The sequence below is a fragment of the Chitinophaga costaii genome (genome assembly GCF_900094705.1).
In the GTDB taxonomy this organism is placed as follows: domain Bacteria; phylum Bacteroidota; class Bacteroidia; order Chitinophagales; family Chitinophagaceae; genus Chitinophaga; species Chitinophaga costaii.
Window position 1 is genome coordinate 466,747 of the sequence record NZ_FMAR01000001.1, and the last position, 19,835, is coordinate 486,581.

At 48.2% G+C, this 19,835-nt stretch carries 18 protein-coding genes; 3 read left to right on the forward strand and 15 right to left on the reverse strand.

What is annotated here, in order from left to right; all coding sequences use genetic code 11:
* Nucleotides 1-41 precede the first annotated feature (41 nt).
* Nucleotides 42-752, forward strand: coding sequence for an FKBP-type peptidyl-prolyl cis-trans isomerase (locus GA0116948_RS01640; protein WP_089708350.1), 711 nt, complete (start codon nt 42-44; stop codon nt 750-752).
* 74 nt (nt 753-826) lie between these two features.
* Here the strand turns inward: GA0116948_RS01640 and GA0116948_RS01645 are convergent, their stop codons facing one another.
* The 8 genes from GA0116948_RS01645 to GA0116948_RS01680 all read right to left on the reverse strand — a co-directional run bounded on the left by GA0116948_RS01645 (nt 827) and on the right by GA0116948_RS01680 (nt 9,476).
* Nucleotides 827-1,822 carry a chorismate synthase gene (locus GA0116948_RS01645; protein WP_089708352.1) on the reverse strand — a complete coding sequence of 332 codons (996 nt, stop codon included), beginning with the start codon at nt 1,820-1,822 and terminating at the stop codon, nt 827-829.
* A gap of 36 nt (nt 1,823-1,858) precedes the next feature.
* Nucleotides 1,859-3,127, reverse strand: a complete 1,269-nt coding sequence (aroA, locus tag GA0116948_RS01650) for a 3-phosphoshikimate 1-carboxyvinyltransferase (protein ID WP_089708354.1) — start codon at nt 3,125-3,127, stop codon at nt 1,859-1,861.
* A gap of 43 nt (nt 3,128-3,170) precedes the next feature.
* The gene (gene aroB / locus GA0116948_RS01655) at nt 3,171-4,199 is read right to left on the reverse strand and encodes a 3-dehydroquinate synthase (RefSeq protein WP_240619111.1); all 1,029 of its coding nucleotides are present in this window, start codon (nt 4,197-4,199) and stop codon (nt 3,171-3,173) included.
* Nucleotides 4,200-4,204: 5 nt separating this feature from the next.
* Nucleotides 4,205-5,293: a chorismate mutase gene (locus GA0116948_RS21385; RefSeq protein ID WP_089708356.1), complete on the reverse strand. Its 1,089-nt coding sequence runs from the start codon at nt 5,291-5,293 to the stop codon at nt 4,205-4,207.
* Between the two features lie 81 nt (nt 5,294-5,374).
* On the reverse strand, nt 5,375-6,214 hold the full coding sequence (locus GA0116948_RS21390) for a prephenate dehydrogenase (protein WP_089708358.1): 840 nt from the start codon (nt 6,212-6,214) through the stop codon (nt 5,375-5,377).
* Nucleotides 6,211-7,368 carry a pyridoxal phosphate-dependent aminotransferase gene (locus GA0116948_RS01670; protein ID WP_089708360.1) on the reverse strand — a complete coding sequence of 386 codons (1,158 nt, stop codon included), beginning with the start codon at nt 7,366-7,368 and terminating at the stop codon, nt 6,211-6,213. The genes GA0116948_RS21390 and GA0116948_RS01670 overlap by 4 nt, the downstream gene beginning before the upstream one ends.
* Nucleotides 7,369-7,880: 512 nt before the next feature.
* Complete coding sequence (locus GA0116948_RS01675) at nt 7,881-8,705, reverse strand: prephenate dehydratase (RefSeq protein ID WP_089708362.1); 825 nt, start codon at nt 8,703-8,705, stop codon at nt 7,881-7,883.
* Between the two features lie 558 nt (nt 8,706-9,263).
* Complete coding sequence (locus tag GA0116948_RS01680) at nt 9,264-9,476, reverse strand: hypothetical protein (RefSeq protein WP_089708364.1); 213 nt, start codon at nt 9,474-9,476, stop codon at nt 9,264-9,266.
* Between the two features lie 152 nt (nt 9,477-9,628).
* Between GA0116948_RS01680 and GA0116948_RS01685 the strand changes: the two genes are divergently transcribed.
* Both GA0116948_RS01685 and GA0116948_RS01690 read left to right on the forward strand, forming a co-directional pair.
* Nucleotides 9,629-10,195, forward strand: a complete 567-nt coding sequence (locus tag GA0116948_RS01685) for an RNA polymerase sigma factor (RefSeq protein ID WP_089708366.1) — start codon at nt 9,629-9,631, stop codon at nt 10,193-10,195.
* Between the two features lie 11 nt (nt 10,196-10,206).
* Nucleotides 10,207-11,313: a S1C family serine protease gene (locus GA0116948_RS01690; RefSeq protein WP_089708369.1), complete on the forward strand. Its 1,107-nt coding sequence runs from the start codon at nt 10,207-10,209 to the stop codon at nt 11,311-11,313.
* A 72-nt stretch (nt 11,314-11,385) separates the two neighbouring features.
* On the opposite strand, the gene GA0116948_RS01695 is transcribed toward GA0116948_RS01690, so the two are convergent.
* The 7 genes from GA0116948_RS01695 to ilvC all read right to left on the reverse strand — a co-directional run bounded on the left by GA0116948_RS01695 (nt 11,386) and on the right by ilvC (nt 19,757).
* The gene (locus GA0116948_RS01695) at nt 11,386-12,102 is read right to left on the reverse strand and encodes a carboxypeptidase-like regulatory domain-containing protein (protein ID WP_089708371.1); all 717 of its coding nucleotides are present in this window, start codon (nt 12,100-12,102) and stop codon (nt 11,386-11,388) included.
* 264 nt (nt 12,103-12,366) lie between these two features.
* The gene (locus GA0116948_RS01700; RefSeq protein ID WP_165798314.1) at nt 12,367-13,302 is read right to left on the reverse strand and encodes an aldose 1-epimerase; all 936 of its coding nucleotides are present in this window, start codon (nt 13,300-13,302) and stop codon (nt 12,367-12,369) included.
* A gap of 168 nt (nt 13,303-13,470) precedes the next feature.
* Nucleotides 13,471-15,153 (reverse strand): sodium/sugar symporter, encoded by a 1,683-nt coding sequence (locus GA0116948_RS01705; protein WP_089708374.1) that lies wholly within the window; start codon nt 15,151-15,153, stop codon nt 13,471-13,473.
* 270 nt (nt 15,154-15,423) lie between these two features.
* Complete coding sequence (locus GA0116948_RS01710; RefSeq protein WP_089708376.1) at nt 15,424-16,581, reverse strand: NAD(P)/FAD-dependent oxidoreductase; 1,158 nt, start codon at nt 16,579-16,581, stop codon at nt 15,424-15,426.
* A gap of 144 nt (nt 16,582-16,725) precedes the next feature.
* Nucleotides 16,726-17,127: a DoxX family membrane protein gene (locus GA0116948_RS01715; protein ID WP_089708917.1), complete on the reverse strand. Its 402-nt coding sequence runs from the start codon at nt 17,125-17,127 to the stop codon at nt 16,726-16,728.
* A 159-nt stretch (nt 17,128-17,286) separates the two neighbouring features.
* On the reverse strand, nt 17,287-18,543 hold the full coding sequence (ilvA, locus tag GA0116948_RS01720) for a threonine ammonia-lyase IlvA (RefSeq protein WP_089708378.1): 1,257 nt from the start codon (nt 18,541-18,543) through the stop codon (nt 17,287-17,289).
* Between the two features lie 170 nt (nt 18,544-18,713).
* Nucleotides 18,714-19,757 (reverse strand): ketol-acid reductoisomerase, encoded by a 1,044-nt coding sequence (gene ilvC, locus GA0116948_RS01725; RefSeq protein ID WP_089708381.1) that lies wholly within the window; start codon nt 19,755-19,757, stop codon nt 18,714-18,716.
* Nucleotides 19,758-19,835: the final 78 nt, after the last annotated feature.

Below are 19,835 nucleotides of genomic sequence, written 5' to 3' on the forward strand. Positions count from 1 at the left end.
TTCACCTAATTTGCAGGACATTTATAAACCTACACGTCACTATGATGAAAAAATATTTATTGTTGGGCGCACTGGGAATGATCGCCGCACAAGGCTTTGCACAAACCAAGGCTAAACAAGCCGTAAAAAGACCAGTGGCTACTTCACCCTTGTTAAAGACTTCGCTAGACTCTGTGAGCTACGCTATTGGCCAGGATATTGCGAATAATTTTAAAGCACAGGGTCTCGACAATATCAATACCGCCATCCTGATAAAATCTATCCAGGATGCGCTGAAAAGTAAAACACCATTACTCACTAAAACGCAAAGCGATATGTCTATCAGCAATTATTTACAGCAACTAAAGGGAGAAAAAGCGAAGAAGAATAAAGAGGCCGGTGAAAAATTTCTCGCTGAAAATAAGACCAAACCCGGCGTGGTAACGCTTCCCAGCGGCTTAGAATATCAGATTCTGAAGGAGGGTACTGGCGCTAAGCCCACCATTAACGATAAAGTTAAAACGCATTATCATGGCACCCTGCTCGATGGTACGGTGTTCGACAGTTCCGTGGAAAGAGGTGAGCCTATTTCCTTCCCTGTAAGTGGTGTGATCAAAGGGTGGACAGAAGCCTTGCAGCTTATGCCTGTAGGTTCTAAATGGAAGCTCTTCATCCCTGCAGATCTTGCTTATGGCGACCGGCAGGCAGGCCCGAAGATTGGCCCTGGTTCTACCCTTATATTTGAAGTAGAATTGTTATCTATCGAACAATAACTTTCTGGCGACAACGCCTAAAAATGCCTTTCCAATTTAACACTGGAAAGGCATTTTTTATCCTACCATCCATTCTATTTCCAGATCCTGGGTATGCGCTGCACTTGCAGCAGCAGGTCTGCCAGTACCATGGCCGTTACGGCTTCCAGTACTACCGGTACCCGCAGGGCAATGCACAGGTCGTGCCGGCCCTTTACGCTAAACGTTTCCACTTCACCACTTTTAATGTTCAGCGTGTTTTGCTCCTTGGGGGTGCTGGACGTGGGTTTCACAGCAATGCGAAACACCAATGGATTGCCATTGGTTATGCCGCCCACTATGCCGCCAGCGTTATTGGTGGCTGTTTTTCCGGAGGCATCAATAATAGCATCATTATGTTCCAGGCCTTTCATCTTAGCGGCAGCAAAGCCAGCGCCAAACTCAATGCCCTTCACCGCCGGTATAGCAAATACTGCGTGGGCGATGAGCGACTCTACTGAATCAAAGAAAGGTTCTCCCAGGCCAATGGGCAACCCATCTACCGTACATTCTACGATGCCACCTACAGAATCTTTGGCTGCAATGGCAGCTTCCAGGCCGGCTGCTGCATCGGCAATGCCGCCTACTTCCGTAATGCGGGCCGTAACATGAATGGTATCTCCCAGCAGCTTCTTGGCAATAACGCCAGCCGCCACCAGGTTCAGGGTAAGGCGTCCGCTAAAGTGGCCGCCCCCGCGATAATCTTCGTAGCCACCAAATTTTTCCGTTGCTACAAAGTCTGCATGACCAGGGCGGGGAAACGCGCGCAGCTTTTCATAATCGGCACTGCGGGTGTTGTTATTTTCAAACAGGATGGTGATGGGCGCACCGGTAGTGTGATCATTAAACACGCCGGATTTAAGATGGGGTAAATCTTCTTCTTTGCGTGGCGTAGTGCCACGGGCGCCGCCCTTACGGCGTTCCAGGTCAGGCAGGAAATCTTCTACCGTAAGTGGCAGGCCAGCCGGCACCCCGTCTATATTCACGCCCACACTGGCGCCATGCGACTCTCCAAAAACATGTACCCTGAATAAGCGACCAAATGCGTTCATTATAACAATTGTATTAAGTAGTAGGTAAAAATTATTCTATGGCACCGCCACTTCGCTCACCTGTGCGCCCAGTTGCTGCAAGTGATCAAAAAACTCCGGATACGATTTATTAATGGCATCCGCTCTTTCAATCGTTACAGGCGCATCGGCAGTGAGTGCGGCCACAGCGCAGGCCATGGCAATGCGGTGATCGTTGTGCGAATCTACCACTGCCCCTTTCAGGCCGGTGCCACCATGTACCAGCATTTCATCGCCATTCAGGGTTATACGAATACCCATTTTGCCAAACTCCTTTTGCAGCGTTACCCCGCGATCACTCTCTTTGTGGGCTAGCCGGCTCACGCCGTAAATTTTCGTAGTGCCGTGGCAGTTAGCCGCCAGCGCTACCAGCGGAGGAAAAAGGTCGGGGCAGTCTGTGGCATCGAAGGTAAATGACTGTAGCGGAGCCTTGGTAATGTCTATGGTGAATACACCGGACAACAGTTGCGCCCCCGCGCTTTCCAACGCCTGGAGGATGGCCTTGTCTGACTGTGCAGAATGGATATTGATGCTGCTGACTTCCGCTTTGCCCGCCACAGCGGCGGCCACCAGCAGGAATGCGGCGCCGCTCCAATCGCCTTCCACGCTGTAATCAGTAGGCTTATACGTTTGGCGCGCACCGAAGTGAAACTTTTCAAAGTTTTCGTTCTCCACCTTCACTCCAAAAAGTTCCATGATCTGTAAGGTGAGATCAATATAGGGTTTGCTCTTTAAGTCTTTCACCGTAATGGTTACATTTTCTGCCACGGCACCATAGGCCATGAGCAGGCCAGTGAGAAACTGGGAACTAAGTGAACCATCTATCTCAATATTTTTGGGTTGCAAGGGTCCTTTGATGAACAAGGGCAGTTTGCCCTGTTGTGTTTTGCATTCCACATCCAGCAATGGCAGTACCTGCTCAAAGAAGTCCATAGGGCGGGTCGTTAAACTGCCGTGACCATTAATGCTGATGCCGAGTGAAGACAGCGCTGCAATGGGCGTAAACATGCGAATGCCCAGGCCAGACTCCCCGCAATTGATCTCATCATAAAAAGGTTCCACTCCTTTGCTGGATACTTCGTAGTGGCTGGCCTCCCGGCGCACCATAGCACCGAGATTTTCCGCTACTTCCAGTGCAGCCAGGCAATCGTTGCTCAGGCCGGGATTGCGGATAATTGTTTTACCCTTGCTTAGCAAAGCCGCTGCCACAGCGCGTTGCATAGCGCTTTTGGAGGGATTTGCGGTGACCGTGCCTTTGATCACGGAGGGTGATACCGTTACTTGCATATCTGTTAATTCCCCGAAGGATGAAGATGATGAATAAGTTTTGTTACAGCATTTCCAGCAGCTGTTGCAGCTCCGTTAGCAAGATCGGCTCCGTAGTAGCCTGCCCTATGCTTTCGAGTAATACAAAATGAATGAAGTCTTTTTCCCGCTTCTTGTCCAGCCGGAAAATATCATACACAGCCTTTTTATCGGATGTTAATGCCACAGGCAATTGATAGGCTTGCAGTAAGCGGATAAGCCTTTGCGTTTGAGCCGGCGGCAATCCCTTCTTGATTTCAGAAAGCCGGGAAGCCGCCACCATGCCAATGCTCACTGCTTCTCCATGCCCTATGTGTTCCAGCTTCTCTACCGCATGTCCCAGGGTATGACCAAAGTTCAACCAGCGCCGTATGCCGGTTTCAAATTCGTCTTCCAGTACAATGCGGGTCTTGGTATTCACAGAACACTCCACCAGGTATTGCAGTACAGCTACATCACCATGCAAAGCCTGGTCTACATGCGTTTCCAGATACTCAAATAAGGCTGCGTCCTGAATGCAGGCGTATTTAATGATTTCAGCAAATCCGTTATGCCATTCCGCCGGCGGCATGGTACTGGGCAGTGTATAGTCGAACAAAATAAAAGCTGGTTGGCGGATAGTACCCAGCAGGTTCTTATGCATGCCCTGGCTCACGCCGTTCTTGCCACCCAGGCTGGCATCTACCTGCGCCAGCAAGGTGGTGGGCACAAAACCAAAGGGTACACCCCGCATATAAATGGCCGCTACAAAACCAGTAACGTCGGTGGTCATCCCGCCGCCCACACCTACCAGTGTGGTCTTGCGGTCGGCTTCCAACGCGGCCAGCTGGTCTATTAGCTGGCCTACTACGGCCATGTTTTTATGATCCTCTCCTGCCGGTACAATTATTTTTTTCCATCCTTCCAGTGCAGCGGCATAGTGCCGGTTCACGTTCTCATCCACCAGCAGCACACTGCGCTGCGGGTCTGTAAAAGTACCGAGGTTGGCCAGGGTTGCCCCCAGGTGATACAAGGTAGTATGTTGCGAGAACCGGTGCGTTTCAGTCTTCATCATTATTTTTATTGTTCGTTCATCACACGGTTCTGGCGGCTGATAGATTCCAGGTGTACAGCATCGAAATATTTTACGATAAATTCCTTGGTCAGACCTACCTTTTCGCCTTTCCTCACACTACGCTCCAGTATTTCGTTCCAGCGGTTAGTTTGCAGGATGGTAATGTTATTTTCTTTTTTGTATTGGCCAATTTTTTCTGCCACGCGCATACGGTTGCCCAGCAATTGTATGATCTCATCATCTATCTGGTTAATCTGGCCACGCAGTTTGTCTAGAGCAGAATTAAACGCTGCTTTGTCGCTATGTTCCCGGCGCCATTGTATACCATCCAGCAGTTCGGCCAGGCGTTCCGGCGTAATCTGTTGTTTGGCATCGCTCCAGGCGTGATCGGGATCTACATGTGTTTCTATCATCAGGCCATCGTAATCCAGGTCTATCGCTTCCTGTGATACTTCCTGGAGAATGTCGCGGCGTCCGCTAATGTGACTAGGATCGCAGATGATCGGCATGCCTGGCAGGCGGCGTTTCATTTCGATGGGCAGATGCCACATCGGAGCATTGCGGTATTCAGTATTGCCGTAGCTGGAAAAGCCACGGTGAATGAGTCCTACTTTCGTGATACCCGCGCGCTGTACACGTTCTACAGCACCCACCCACAGTTCCAGATCGGGGTTGATAGGGTTCTTAATCAACACAGTGGTATCTACACCACGCAGCGCGTCGGCGATTTCCTGCACAGAGAAAGGATTCACCGTGCTGCGGGCCCCAATCCAGAGTACGTCTACGCCAAAGTGTAAGGCGTCTTCCACCTGCTTGCCGGTAGCCACTTCCACGGTGATGGGCAGGCCGGTTAGCTCTTTAGCTTTTTGCAACCATACCAGGCCCTTGGTACCAATGCCTTCAAAGGAACCGGGGCGGGTACGGGGTTTCCAGATGCCGGCGCGCAGCATGTCTACCTTGCCGGTCTTAGCCAGCGCCAGGCAGGTAGCCAGCGTTTGCTCTTCTGTTTCTGCACTGCAGGGCCCTGAAATAATCAGCGGCTTTTTGTCCGAAGCGGGGTCGGAGAACTTTGTTTTGGAGAGGATCTGTTCCATGATATTTTGTAATGTTTTAAAGTTACGGATTTTATGATGATCAGCGGAAGTGGCCGCCGTTATTGGTTTATACGTGTATTGTTACTTCAGTATTTTCTTAATCTTATTGGCCCGCTGAATGGCTTTGTAAAAGGAATTGTAGTCTTCATTTTCAAGCATGCTTTTCATGGACTGCAATTGATGGATATGCTCATCCAGTACGTCCAGCACATTATTGCGATTGTGTTTAAAGATAGGCACCCACATATCCGGCGAGCTTTTAGCCAGGCGCACGGTAGATGCAAAACCTCCGCTGGCCAGTTCAAAAATACGGCCTGCCTCCCTTTCCTTTTGCAGCACGGTAAGCGCCAATGCAAAAGAGGTGATGTGCGAAATGTGCGACACATAGGCCGTATGCAGGTCATGCTCTTTTGCATTCATATACACAAGGCGCATCTGCAATTTTTCTACCAGGTCTTCCACCATTTCCACAGCGTCTTCATCGCTGCGCTTCACATCGCACAGCACCATGGTTTTGTGGAGGAAGAGTTGGGACGTTGCGGCATCCGGCCCCGAATATTCGGTACCGGCCATGGGGTGGGCGGCTACAAACCGGCCACGGTGGGGATGGTCTTTCACCAGGTCCAGTATTTTTTCTTTGGTAGATCCTACGTCCATGATTACCTGTTTGGTGGCCTTGTCCAGTAAGCCTGGCAGCAGGTGCAGCACGGCATCTACCGGTATGGCCAGGATCACCAGGTCACTTTGTGCAAAGGCTTCGTCCAGCGGCAGATAAGTATCTATTAAACCGAGTGCCTTGGCGCGTTCTAGGTTGGCCTGGTTATTATCTACCCCGATGATGGTAGTGGCCAGATGCTGCTCCCGCAGGCTGATGGCCAGCGAGCCGCCAATTAAACCGGTACCGATGATGGTGATGGTCATTGTTTTTTTGCTTTTTTAATACGGCGGATCGCCTCTTCAAAAACTTTTTCGTCCTTACATAAACTCACCCGCACATAGCCGTTGCCGTTAGTTCCGAAGATGCCGCCGGGTGTAATAAATACAAATGCCTGCTGCAATACCTCATCGCTCAGCGCGTACCCGTCTTTATAACCGGCAGGAATTTTTGCCCACACGAACAGACCTACTTGTTGTGGATCGTACTGGCAGCCCAATACATCCAGCAGTTCCAATACTTTTTTACGGCGGCCTGCATAAATTACATTAAGGCCATCGTACCAATCTTTGCCAAGCTCCAATGCCTTTACAGCAGCAGCTTGCAAGGGCTGGAACATACCGGAATCCATATTGCTTTTAAAGCGCAGCACTTCGTTAATATATTGTTCCTTTCCTACCAGCATACCTACCCGCCAGCCAGCCATGTTAGACGATTTGCTGAGGGAGTTCAGTTCCAGCACCACATCTTTAGCACCTTCTACCGCCAGCAAACTTTGGGGCCGATCGTTGAGGATAAAGCTATATGGATTGTCGTGGCAGATTAAAAGCTGGTGTTGTCTGGCAAAGGCTACTAGTTTTTCGAAAAAGCCTCTATTGGCCTGTGCGCCGGTAGGCATATGTGGATAGTTCACCCACATGATCTTCACCTTGCTCAGATCGCGCTTGCCCAAAGCATCCAGGTCGGGCAGCCAGTGATTGGCTTCCGTTAGGTCATAATCCACCACAGTGGCCCCACTTAACTCCACCGCTGAGCGGTAGGTGGGATATCCGGGATTGGGTACCAAGGCTTCATCGCCCTCTTGTAAGTAGGTCATGCAAATATGCATAATACCTTCCTTAGAGCCAATCAGCGGCAGCACTTCAGTATCGGGTTGCAGCGTTACATGGTAGAAACGCAGGTACCAGTCGGCAATAGCCTTTCGCAGGGCAGGAATACCCTTATAACCCTGATAAGCATGGGTATCGGGCCGGTGAGCCTGTATGGTCAAGGCCTCTATCACCGAAGCATGGGGCGGCAAATCAGGACTTCCAATCCCCAAATTAATCACGTCTTTACCTTCCGCATTCAACTGATCTATTTCCCTCAGCTTCCGCGAGAAATAATACTCTTGCGTCCCTTGTAATCTTTTCGCGACCATTTAATTAATTATGAATTGTGAATTATGAATTATGAATTATGAATTATGAATTATGAATTATGAATTATGAATTATGAATTATGAATTATGAATTGTGAATTGTGAATTATGAATTATGAATTATGAATTGTGAATTGTGAATTGTGAATTATGAATTATGAATTATGAATTATGAATTATGAATTGTGAATTGTGAATTATGATTTCGTTTACGAATTACAAGTAGGAACTACGCACCAAGCATTTATAATTCATAATTCATAATTACTGTTTACTAATTTCATTTCGTTTACGAATTACAAGTAGGAACTACGCACCAAGCATTCATAATTCATAATTCATAATTCATAATTACTAATTTCATTTCGTTTACGAATTACAAGTAGGAACTACGCACCAAGCATTCATAATTCATAATTCATAATTCATAATTACTAATTTCATTTCGTTTACGAATTACAAGTAGGAACTACGCACCAAGCATTCATAATTCATAATTCATAATTCATAATTCATTTCGTTTCTCCTTTTTGGTAGATGCCTAGCACTTTTAGGCCGGGGACTAGGGGGAGAAGGGAGGCCTTGGCTTTTTCGAAATGGGCCAGGTCGTTGAATTCCATGTCTGCGAGGAAATAGTAGTTCCATTGCTTAGCAGGTATGGGAAATGATTGCAGTTTAGAGAGGTTGATGCCTGCATCTGCAATACTGGTAAGTACTTTGGCCAGACTGCCAATGCGGTGGTCTGTTTCAAAATATACAGATGCTTTGTTGGCGTCTGCGGTGGGTGCTACCGGTATTTTGGAAATAGCCAGGAAGCGGGTATAATTATTTTTTTCGGTTTGTATGTTCGGAGCAATGATGTCCAGTTCATAAATTTCGGCGGCCAGCTTACCGGCTATGGCGGCAGTGCTTTTCAGTTTTTTGGTACGTACGTTTTTAGCACTAAGGGCCGTGTCTTCCGTTTCCACCAATTTAATGTGGGGATATTTTTCCAGGAACTGTATGCACTGCAGCAACGCCATGGGATGAGAATGCACCTCGCGGATGTCGTTTATCGTTTGGCCTGGCAGCACCATCAGGTTTTGTTTGATCTGGAGATAGATTTCGCCGGTTACATGCAGCCCTGAATTTTTGAGCAGGGTGTAATTGGGCAATATGCTCCCGGCAATAGAGTTTTCGATGGCCATGATACCTGCATCGACTGTTTTCTCTGTTTTAACCTTTTTAACCAGCTCCGCAAAAGAGGCGCAGGCCTCAATGGTGGTGTGCTTTCCGTAATAGCCCTGTGCTGCGATCTGGTGAAAACAGCCTTCGAATCCTTGAATTGCGATACGCATATCGTACTGTTATTAATGAATGGAGTTTTTAATTTGTTGCTTTACCAACCAAATGGTCCCTGAAACGAAAAGGGGCCGCCGCTGTGCGGGACCCCTTTTTTTCGTTGAAAGATTTTTATGCTTCAAGTTATTACAAAAGAGTCCCGGTCTTCCCTGCAAAGAAGAAGTAATAAAACTCAAAGTAATAACCGAAAGACTTTTGTAACATAAAACGTATAATGACTTAAAATAAAAAAAGGCCCCTTTGAAGGAGGCCTTTGTAGTTTCTTTTATATGTATACTTACAAACGACCTCCTATTTCCGGAACCAGAAATAGTAAAAACCAAAATAGCTAAAAGTCGGATGTAAAGACATGTGCATTGTTGAATTGTACTACAAAAATACAATCCACTTTTAAATATCCAATACCAAAGGGAGAAATTTATATATTATTCAATAAAAATTGGGAAAGCTGTTCAAAAATCTAATTAAGGAACAACATTATGGTATATGGTTATAAAAAAACCGCTACGTAGCAACGTAGCGGCCAGGTATTAATACCTTTATTTCTTGCGAAATTATTTCTTCAGCGTGTCAACAGCAGCTTTAGCGGCAGAGTCAACGGAAGTTGCTACAGAATCAATTGGCTTAGCAACAGAGGTAGCAGCAGAGTCGATAGTGGTAGAGGTAGCTACAGAATCAGTGCTTTCGGATTTAGTACCGGAACCGCAAGAAGTTACAAATACGCCCAGGGCGATTGCGAAAAGACCAACTTTCAGGAAATTTTTCATCGTACTATGTTTTAAAGTTTAAAGTTATTTATCCTTTATACCTGGAAATAGGAAAAGGTAACCCGGGATCACCCATTTTTTTTTAAAAAGATTTTTGCCCTACTTTGGGTTACAATAAGGCATAAACCCGTATTAATAAGCAGATACTATACGTGAAGCATCAACCGTACATAGAAAGGGATAGATTATTACTGGAAGGATTGGTGAGTAACAAGGATAATGCATTGGAAATCATTTATTTGGAAAATTTCCCCGTTATTCTTAGGATGATTTTACAACACCGTGGCAGCGAAGACGATGCCCGGGACGTGTTTCAGGACGCCATGATTGTATTGTTTGAAAAGGTGCAACGGGGGGATTTTACCCTGTACAGCCAGCTAAAAACTTTCCTTTATTCGGTATGCCGCCATCTCTGGCTCAAAAAAATGCAGGGCCCCCAATCGCTGGAATTGCATGTATCGCTGGAAGAGCAAACCGCCATGGAAGATGCCGTGGAGGAGAAAGTAAAAAAAGATGAGCAGTTTTATGTAATGGAAAAGTCGCTGAACAACATGGGCGAACCCTGCCGGACCATCCTCGAAGATTATTACCTCCGTAAACGCTCTATGCAGGACATTGCCGATAAATTTGGCTACACGAATGCAGAAAACGCTAAAAATCAGAAGTATAAGTGTCTGATGCGCCTTAAAAAAATGTTTTTTGACCAATATAAAAGATAAGGAGAAGTACCGTGAAAGACGATCTGAATCTCATAAGAGATATTGAACGTTACCTGGAAGGGGACATGAGCGAACAAGAACGTAGCGCTTTTGACGCCCTGCGCCGTAAAGATGCAGTGGTAGATGCCGAAGTGGCCCGCCATCAGTTGTTCCTCCAGCAGTTCAGTGATTTTGGCCGCCGCCAACAATTACAAGAAAATTTAAAACGCATTCATAGCGCCATTGATATGGATCGCCTCCGGGAAGCCGTATCGCCCGAGGAAGCACCCGTTTCGGGGAAGGTGATCTCCTTCCGCCGCCGCGTGTTTACCGGGGTGGCTGCTGCTGCCTGTATTGCCATTGTAGCCTCGTTGTCTACCATTGCCTGGACGCAGCACAACGCCCGCCGCAGCACCAATGCACAATATGAAGACGTACGCCGCGTACTTAGTAATATACAACGCTCGCAGAATGCCATTATCAACGATATTAATAGTAAGAACCACGCCCCCCTGAACCCGGGTACTTATGGCGGAACAGGCTTTGCTATCTCCACCAAAGGTTACCTGGTAACTAATTACCACGTGATCAAAGGTGCCGATTCTATGTACGTGCAGAATAGCAAGGGCGAGTTTTTCAAGGCCATCAGCGTCATGGAAGACATTTCCAGCGACCTGGCCATCCTCAAAATCAGTGACTCTACTTTTAAAGGTCAGCCCCTGCCCTATTCCATCCAACCACAAAAAGTGCAATTGGGCGAAGAAGTGTTTACCCTGGGTTTCCCCCGCGACGAGGTTGTATACGGCAAGGGCTACATCAGTGCCCAAACCGGATTTAATGGCGATACCGTAGCCTACCAGGTATCTATCCCAGTGAACCCTGGCAATAGCGGCGGCCCCCTCATCAATAATAAAGGAGAGGTTATTGGCGTCATCAGCGGCAAGCAAACCACCGCCGACGGTATAGCCTTCGCCGTAAAATCTGCTCACCTGAAACGCCTGCTGGAAGAAATTCCAAAGGAAAAATTGAACCGCAAGGAATGGAGTAATCACAATTACCTGGAAGCAATGAGCCGCCAGGACCAAATATCCAAACTACAGGATTTTGTGTACATGGTGAAAGTGTACAACAGTCATTGAACTACTACGAAGTATCTATAAAAAGGCGCATCTACCTGATGCGCCTTTTTTTTATGGAAGGACCCATATTCTTTATTTCTTGATCCAGCCGTGGTAATTATCCGCTATCCAATAAATCAGCTCTTCACTGGGTTGCTGGCGCAACACATTGTACTGCGGGCGGAATTTCTGCATAAACAATAGCAGCGAATCACCCTTCATGCCGGTTACATGACTTACCAGCAGCGGCGTATAGCGGGAGTCTATGTATTTCTCCATTTCATTTTGTACGTAGATCTTCTGGAATTTACGCTTGTCTTTTTCCTTGCGGGAAAAACGGGTGATAGGGCTCACAGATATACCGAAGCCCTCGGGGGTAGCATTGCCCGCCAGGGGAATGTCTTTTGCATCGAGCCAGGGCTGAAACTGGGCGCGACGGTCTATGGAGTCCAGTTGATAAGGTGTGTATTGCGACTTTACTTCCAGGCTTGGCAGAAAACGCTGCTGCTTGTCCAGCAAGATGTTTTTGGTGTAAGTGCCACTGGACTGTGGCACGGCAATGGTCTGGGTAATGTAACCAACGAAAGTAAAAATAATGCTGTCGCCCTGGTGAGCGTCTATCTTGTAGAAACCACCAGCGTCGGCGTAATTGCGTTTGCCCGTATTCTTATTAAGGACAGAGGCTCCCGGCATTACTAGTTTGTTTTCATCCAGCACGGTACCTGTAACGGTTACCTGCTGGGCTTTTGCTTGTGCCATGGCCATGCAGGCAACGCCGATCAGTACGGCAAATTTTAATCTTACGCGCATATTTGTGGTATAAAGGTCAATAGTTCCGGGTTACCTCAAAGTTCAGTCTTTTACACTTACAACCTAACACAATTTTTGCACCGGAATATTCTAAGTAGGTCAATGACAACATAATGAGGTATACATAGAATTATCTACAGACCAAGCGACCAGCATGCGGTAAGCCAATATCGATGCAGGGGTGATAGGAAACTGTGGGTTATAAAAAAGACTCAAGGTGTTGCCGTAACGGTGACCTTGCAGGTGTACTCTATACAAACCTTACTATTGCCTGATCTTATAAGTAGTTCTAAAAGTCTTGCTTTCGCCAGGCGACAGTTGCACCAGGCCTATTTTGTTGTTGAAAGCATCCGGGGCGCCACTGAGGCATTCCACGGCTATGCTGCGGCGGTGTGGTGGGGTGTACACTTGCAGCACAGGATAACTGGCATCCGGGTAGAACTCGATGGCCAGGCCTTTTTCCGGATCATACAGTCCTGCTGCCGGAGCGGGTTTGGCAAGATCACGCAGAAAAGAATTATCAAGTTCTACCCCGGTAAGGGTGCTGCGCTGGCGAAATTTATCGTAAGGCAGCAATTGCCCCGTAGGTAATAATTTTTCGTTGAACGCTACCAGGTGGGTAGCTGCAAATTGTAGTTCCAGTGCATCTATACTGCCACCGGTGGTAAAATAAGGATGCCAGCCGTCCATGATAGGAATGGGTACATGACTATGGTTTTCCAGCGTGGTAGTTACGGCCAGTTGATGTTCGGGCAACAGGCGGTATTCTACCAGGCAATCGTAATTAAAAGGATAACCGGCATCATCTGCGCGATAGGTGTACTGCAAGGTGATGGCGGCATAAGATTCGATGGCAGTTTGCTGCACCAGTTCAAAACTCACATCAAACAGCAGGCCGTGTATATCGCTTTTCAGGATCTCATAATGCTGCCCGTTCCAATTGTATTGGCGATCCGTCATCCGGCAGGCGAAGGGACTGAGTTTTACATTTTTAAAACTATTGGTAAGATCGGCCTTAAGTGCAGCGATATTTTTATAACTGTCTATCACATTCAGTGGCTGGCCTTTATGCTGCACCACAAATGCGTGCAACATAGCCCCATGTGCCGGCACTACCTGCACTTCCGTGCCAGTACTGTTGTCTTTTAAAACGATAATGTCTAGTCCTTCCTGCGATACTGGAGAAATGCTAAATGCCACGTTAAATGTTTTACGGACAACCAAGTTAATAAAATATTCCAAATAGCGCCGGGCCCCACAACGTACACAACCGTTTGTGCAGGTACTAAAAAACACATCCGCTTTTTTTATTTCCAAGAACAGGAAAAATAAAAAGCGGATGTTAACAGCTTTCCCCTAAAAACGCATTTACCAGAATACGGTATACAACGCCGTAATCATACCCACCACCAGTAGCGCAATCACCACGAAGCCCGTGGAAGGCTTGAACATAGCGGCGTCTACTTCCAGGCCGCGCGGATTATGCTTACTCTTCGGATCCAGCAGCGATATAATGATCATACCAATGATGCATATCACAAACACAATACCCATCCGGTCTATGAAGGGTATTTCAAAGTGCCGGCTGGAAGGGTCTGGATTAAATTTAGACCAGCCACTGGCAGACAGCGCGGAGAGGTCTGCAAACTTAGGCAGCACTTTTAGGATGAGCGACATTACAAAACCACCTATCATGGCAAACATGGCTGCACCAGCGTTGGTACGTTTCCAGAAGAAGCCCATGATAAACATGGCAAAGATACCTGGCGATACAAAGCCGGTGTATTCCTGGATAAATTGAAAGCCGCCTTTTTTATCAATGCCCAGAAAGTTAGATATCACCACGGCCAGTATCATGGCCACGATCACGGTAACCCGCCCAACGGAAAGGATTTTCTTTTCATCTGTTGCGGGGTATAATTTTTTGTAGATATCCAGGGAGAAGATGGTAGAAATACTGTTGGCCTTACCCGCCAGCGAAGCTACTACCGCCGCCGTGAGGGCTGCGAAAGACAAACCTTTCAGGCCTGGCCCTAATAAGTTAAGCAACACGGGATAAGCCTTGTCTGGGTTCTGCGCTGCCCCTACACCGATGGTCTGCTGAAACTCTCCGTGCTGGTACAACACATAAGCAGCAATACCGGGTAATACCACGATGATAGGCATGAGCATTTTGAGGAAACCGGCAAAAAGCAACCCATTGCGTGCCGTTTTCAGGTCGGCGCCCAGGGCGCGTTGCGTGATGTATTGGTTACAACCCCAGTAGTTCAGGTTCACAATCCACATACCACCTACCAGCACAGAAAGGCCGGGCAGGTCCAGGTAATTGGGATTGTCTTTATCCAGGATCATGTGAAAATGATCCGGCGCTTTTTCGGTGAGAAGGTGAAATTGGTTCATCAACCCATGCACGGCAAACTTGTCGCCCACCAGCCCCAGGGCCAGGTAGGTGGTAGCCAGCCCACCCAGGATGAGGAAAAACACTTGAATAACATCGGTGAAGCCAATTACTTTCATGCCCCCCAGGGTAATGATAACGGCAAAAACCGCCAGCGCAATCATACAGGTATAAAACTCTATCCCAGAAACGGCGTGAATGGCAATGGCCCCCAGGTACAGGATGGAAGTAAGGTTCACCACCACATAGAGCAGCAACCAAAACACCGCCATGATAGCCGCCACCGTGTTCCCATATCGCTGGGAGAGAAATTGGGGCATGGTGTAAATCTTGTTCTTCAGGTAGATGGGCAGAAAAAATACGGCCACGATGATCAGCGTGGCAGCAGCCATCCACTCATAGGTGGAAATGGCCAGGCCCATCTTAAAACCAGATCCAGACATCCCGATCATTTGCTCCGCAGAAATGTTGGACGCAATAAGCGATGCCCCGATGGCCCACCAGGTGAGCGAGCCTTCTGCCAGGAAAAAATCCTTACTGTCGGAAATGGCTTTTTTCTTTTTGTTGTAGATGTAAATACCGTATCCCGCTACAATAACGAAGTAGACAACAAATACGATAATGTCGAATGGTTGCAATAAATTCTTTTGCATAATATTTCAAACGTGGTTGTAATGTATAATTCGTGGACGAATAATTGTTTTTTAACGCGGATCAAGATAGCAAAGAAAAATAGATAAATGTACAGTTTACGCTTAAAAATTATTAATTGTCATATTGATATTTTTTATCGGGAATTAAAAACAAGCTACAAAGCGATGGTAAACTAATTTTATTTGCGGATTCATGCAAACGTTTGCATTAAATCCTTAATAACCGGCTACCAGTAAGCATTTCCTGCTTTTCAAGAGATGTTTTTGGGTCTAAAAAGTATAAGCCGTAGCCTCCGATTCCGGCACCATCATCTCTGCCAGTCGCTCTCCTACTGCCGACCCGATAGCGACCCCCATGCCCCCCATGCGCACACCCAGGAAAATATGGGGCGCTTTCTCTTCCAGGATGGGCTGCTTGCTGGCACCAAAGGCCATGATACCCGTCCACCGGCTGTCGATGGCTACCTTACGCCCGGGTAATATTACCGTGTGCAACTTGTCTTCCAGCGCCTCCTGTATAACCGTATTCAGCGCAAAATCGGTGGTAGCCTCCCCGGCAAAGTCCAGGTTTCGGCCGCCGCCCAGCAGTATCCGGCCTGCTATTTCCCGGAAATAGAAATATCCTTCCTCCAGGTGAAATATGCCTTTAAAGGGCAGGCCGGGTACCGGTGCCGTAATGAGCACCTGTCCACGGCCAGGTTGCAGATCCAGGTCGGGGAACAGGGTTTTGGTGAAGGCGTTGGTGCATACCGCTACGGCCTTTGCTTGCAAGGGTACCGGCGGCAGGCCGCTGGCCTGTATCTCCACGCGCACACCTTGTGTCAGGGAGTGCAGTGCTGTAACATTGCACCCGGTTTGTATTGCTATGCCTTGTTGCAACGCCAGGTCCAGCAGGCTGCGCATCATGCGGCCGGTATGCAGGCCACCTTCAAAATTGTTGCGTACCAGCGCGGCCACATTTTTTTCGGAGAAACCAAAGTCTTTTATGGCGGGATTGTAGAGGGTAAATGCGGCTGCTCCCAGCACCGGGTACAGCAACGTATTAATTTCTTCCAGGCGGTTCAGTGCAGGCAAAGCGGCGGTGGCGATCAGCTCATAGCTGCCCGCCTCCTCATATCCTATGCGGTCGTCTCCCAGCCGGGCGCGCAGCAAGCGCAGGCCCTCCCGGCGAAAAGCCACCAGCGCGGCCACTTCGGCCGCCGGCATGGTTTGCAAGTCGTTCAGTAATTCGGTAAGGCTACCGATGCAGGCAAAACCTGCATTCCGGGTACTGGCCCCCGCCGGCAGCACACCACGCTCCACCACCAGCACCCTGGCGTTTGGCTGCCTGGCCCGCAATGCCAATGCGGTAGATAACCCTACGATGCCGCTGCCAATCACAATATAGTCGTACTGCAAAAAACTTTCCTGTTCCCAAAAGCTTAACATAGCTGTAAATTAAGGCATAGCCACCATTTTGGGGGCGCGGCAGGAAATTAATCGGCCTTCATTTCCACCTGCCTACTGCAGGGCCAAGGGGCCAAGGGTCCTAAAGCCCGGTCAGCGGTACTGCGCAGGTAGCCGCCATTAGTCTTATCGCCTTAGCAGGTTATCCACCGCGTAGGCATTCTGCGCCAGGAAACGCAGCAGTATAAAGTACAAGCCGCCATACAATAATTGGGTGCCAATGGCTTCCCAGTTTTCTTTTATGGCGCAACCAAAGATCAGCAAGATCATGAGTAGCGCACCGGCAATAAGGGCGTAGCGGGTGAGCAGGCCCAGGATGAGCAAGGCTCCGATGGCAAATTCAACGAAAGGAAGCGCATAGGCAAAAGGGGTTACCAGCGCCAGGGGCAGGGTGCCATCGTAGCCCTTTATCATACCGCCGGCAAATACAGACAGCTTGGGTATACGCACCAGCCCATGCCCAAACATGGCCATTCCTATGGTAATGCGCAGCAGTGCGTAAGACAATTGTTCATTGGTAATTTTCATGGTCGGAAAAAATTTACGGGTAATACAAAGCGCAGCAACGCCCATGCGTGGCACTGGTATAATACTACGGAAAATTAGTAAGTCATGCCCAAAAAACAAATACCGCTTTATACAAGGTCTTCAGCTTGCATAAAGCGGCTTTTTATATTAAGCAATAACTTACACTAAATAGCCAAATAAGTCGTCGTGCTTATTCAGTTCTGTATAATTGAGTTTATACCGTTGCATGTTGGCAATGAGTGCCTGGTAGTCGTCGCGATGTTTCAGCTCAATGCCTACCAGGGCAGGGCCGGTATCTTTGTTCGTTTTTTTAATGAACTCAAAACGGGTAATATCATCATCCGGGCCCAGGATATGGTTGAGGAATTCCCGCAATGCGCCGGGGCGTTGGGCAAAACGTACAATAAAATAATGCTTCAGCCCTTCGTACAACAAAGACCTTTCTTTGATCTCCTGCATACGGTCTATATCGTTGTTGCTACCACTTACTACGCACACTACCTTTTTGCCTTTGATGGCATCGGCCATATCGTCCAGGGCGGCGATAGACAGGGCCCCTGCGGGTTCTACCACGATAGCGTCTTCATTATATAATTTCAAAATGGTGGAACATACTTTGCCTTCCGGTACGATCACCATTTTATCCAGCACCTTTTCGCAGATCGCATAATTGAGATCTCCTACTCTTTTCACCGCAGCGCCATCCACGAAGCTGTCTATGCCGGTAAGCGTTACGGGGCCGCCTTCGGCCAAGGCCCGCGTCATGCTGGGCGCACCTTCCGGCTCCACGCCTATCACCTGGGTCTGCGGGCTAAAGGCCTTGAAATAAGTGCCGGTACCTGCTGCCAGTCCGCCACCGCCAATGGGTACAAAGAGGTAGTCAAAGTTTTGTTGATCTTCCAGTATTTCCACGGCCACGGTACCCTGGCCGGCAATGATCTTTGGGTTATCAAATGGCGGAATATAGGTCATGCCATTGGCCTTGGTAAAAGCCTGGGCTTCTGCCGAACAATCGTCGAAGGTGTCTCCCACTAGGCGTATCTGGATATTGTCGCCCCCGAACATGGTGACTTGCCTTACTTTTTGATTGGGGGTAATGATGGGCATGAATATAACGCCTTGCATGTTTAATGCCTTGCAGGCGAATGCAAATCCCTGTGCATGATTGCCTGCGCTGGCCGTTGTCACGCCTTTGGCAATGAGGGAAGGTTCCAGGTTGCGGATCATATTGTAGGCACCCCGTAATTTATAACTGCGTACAACCTGCATGTCTTCCCGCTTCAGGTACACATCGCATTGATAACGGCGCGATAAAGTGGCGCTATAAGTAAGGGGGGTACGGTTTACCACGGGTTTTAACAGCGCTGCTGCTTCCTGTATTTGTGCTACCGATACAAGGTTCTCTACTAACGACATAAAATATTTTTTCCAGGTTCACCAGCCGCTTATGGGGCATGATGAGCAGTGAACTAAAAAACGAAAACCGGAAGCCCATACTGCAAGAAAGCGTAAAGCCCTTTACAGTTTTGTACTTCCGGCATCTTTATCCGTGGAGGAAGGAAGGGTCTGTTACGCTTCCATTCCGCTTATTTACCCGGACGCAGTTTACGTACTGCTGCACCTGCCTGCCACATTTCGCTTTCGCGCAGTTCTTTGAGTTCTGCGTCCAGCTTTTCGCGGTAATCAGGGGTGCTGTTGGAAGCGATAGAACGGGCGGCTTCTTTGCCCGCTGCCACACTGGCGTACAGTTCTTCAAACACGGGTTGGGTAGCTGCTTTAAATTTCTTCCACCAGTCTAGCGCACCGCGTTGGGCCGTGGTAGAACAGTTGGCGTACATCCAGTCCATCCCGTTTTCTGCCACCAGCGGCATCAGCGACTGGGTCAGTTCTTCTACGGTTTCGTTGAAGGCTTCTGAAGGAGAGTGGCCATTTTTGCGCAGCACTTCGTACTGTGCGGCAAAAATTCCCTGGATGCAGCCCATCAGCGTACCACGTTCGCCGGTAAGATCGGAGTATACTTCTTTCTTAAAATCTGTTTCAAACAGGTAACCGGAACCAACGCCAATACCAAGGGCCACTACGCGGTCTTTTGCCTTACCGGTAGCATCCTGGAAAATAGCATAACTGGAGTTCAGGCCCTGACCCGCCAGGAACATGCGGCGCAAAGAAGTACCGGAGCCTTTAGGCGCCACCAGGATCACGTCTACATCTGCAGGCGGGATAATGTTGGTTTGTTCTTTATAGGTAATACCAAAGCCATGGGAGAAGTATAACGCTTTACCCGGCGTGAGGTGTTTTTTCAAACTAGGCCACAGGCTAATCTGGCCTGCATCAGACAGGAGGAACTGGAGAATAGTACCTTTTTCAGCAGCTTCTTCGATCTCGAACAGCGTTTTGCCAGGCACCCAGCCATCAGCTACGGCTTTATCCCAGGTTTTAGAATTTTTACGCTGACCAATGATCACGTTAAAACCATTGTCTTTCAGGTTCAGTGCCTGGCCGGGACCTTGCACGCCATATCCAATGATTGCAATGGTGTCGTTTTTCAGCACTTCTCTTGCCTTTTCCATGGGAAATTCTTCCCGGGTGACTACTTGTTCCTGTACGCCTCCAAAATTGATGGTTGCCATGTAATATTTGTTTGTTTAAGCGGTTTTAAAATCAGCTGCGGCCTTAGGACGGCAGCGCTTTTTAAAGCGGATGAAGAA

What these genes read in the sequence shown, in the direction of transcription:
- GA0116948_RS01670 (WP_089708360.1), bottom strand. Translation starts at nt 7,368, where the DNA reads ATGGTCGCGAAAAGATTACAAGGGACGCAAGAGTATTATTTCTCGCGG.
- GA0116948_RS01710 (WP_089708376.1), bottom strand. Translation starts at nt 16,581, where the DNA reads ATGTTAAGCTTTTGGGAACAGGAAAGTTTTTTGCAGTACGACTATATT.
- ilvA (WP_089708378.1), bottom strand. Translation starts at nt 18,543, where the DNA reads ATGTCGTTAGTAGAGAACCTTGTATCGGTAGCACAAATACAGGAAGCA.
- GA0116948_RS01715 (WP_089708917.1), bottom strand. Translation starts at nt 17,127, where the DNA reads ATGAAAATTACCAATGAACAATTGTCTTACGCACTGCTGCGCATTACC.
- aroB (WP_240619111.1), bottom strand. Translation starts at nt 4,199, where the DNA reads ATGATGAAGACTGAAACGCACCGGTTCTCGCAACATACTACCTTGTAT.
- GA0116948_RS01640 (WP_089708350.1), top strand. Translation starts at nt 42, where the DNA reads ATGATGAAAAAATATTTATTGTTGGGCGCACTGGGAATGATCGCCGCA.
- GA0116948_RS01645 (WP_089708352.1), bottom strand. Translation starts at nt 1,822, where the DNA reads ATGAACGCATTTGGTCGCTTATTCAGGGTACATGTTTTTGGAGAGTCG.
- GA0116948_RS01680 (WP_089708364.1), bottom strand. Translation starts at nt 9,476, where the DNA reads ATGAAAAATTTCCTGAAAGTTGGTCTTTTCGCAATCGCCCTGGGCGTA.
- GA0116948_RS01705 (WP_089708374.1), bottom strand. Translation starts at nt 15,153, where the DNA reads ATGCAAAAGAATTTATTGCAACCATTCGACATTATCGTATTTGTTGTC.
- GA0116948_RS01675 (WP_089708362.1), bottom strand. Translation starts at nt 8,705, where the DNA reads ATGCGTATCGCAATTCAAGGATTCGAAGGCTGTTTTCACCAGATCGCA.
- GA0116948_RS21390 (WP_089708358.1), bottom strand. Translation starts at nt 6,214, where the DNA reads ATGACCATCACCATCATCGGTACCGGTTTAATTGGCGGCTCGCTGGCC.
- GA0116948_RS21385 (WP_089708356.1), bottom strand. Translation starts at nt 5,293, where the DNA reads ATGGAACAGATCCTCTCCAAAACAAAGTTCTCCGACCCCGCTTCGGAC.
- GA0116948_RS01695 (WP_089708371.1), bottom strand. Translation starts at nt 12,102, where the DNA reads ATGCGCGTAAGATTAAAATTTGCCGTACTGATCGGCGTTGCCTGCATG.
- ilvC (WP_089708381.1), bottom strand. Translation starts at nt 19,757, where the DNA reads ATGGCAACCATCAATTTTGGAGGCGTACAGGAACAAGTAGTCACCCGG.
- aroA (WP_089708354.1), bottom strand. Translation starts at nt 3,127, where the DNA reads ATGCAAGTAACGGTATCACCCTCCGTGATCAAAGGCACGGTCACCGCA.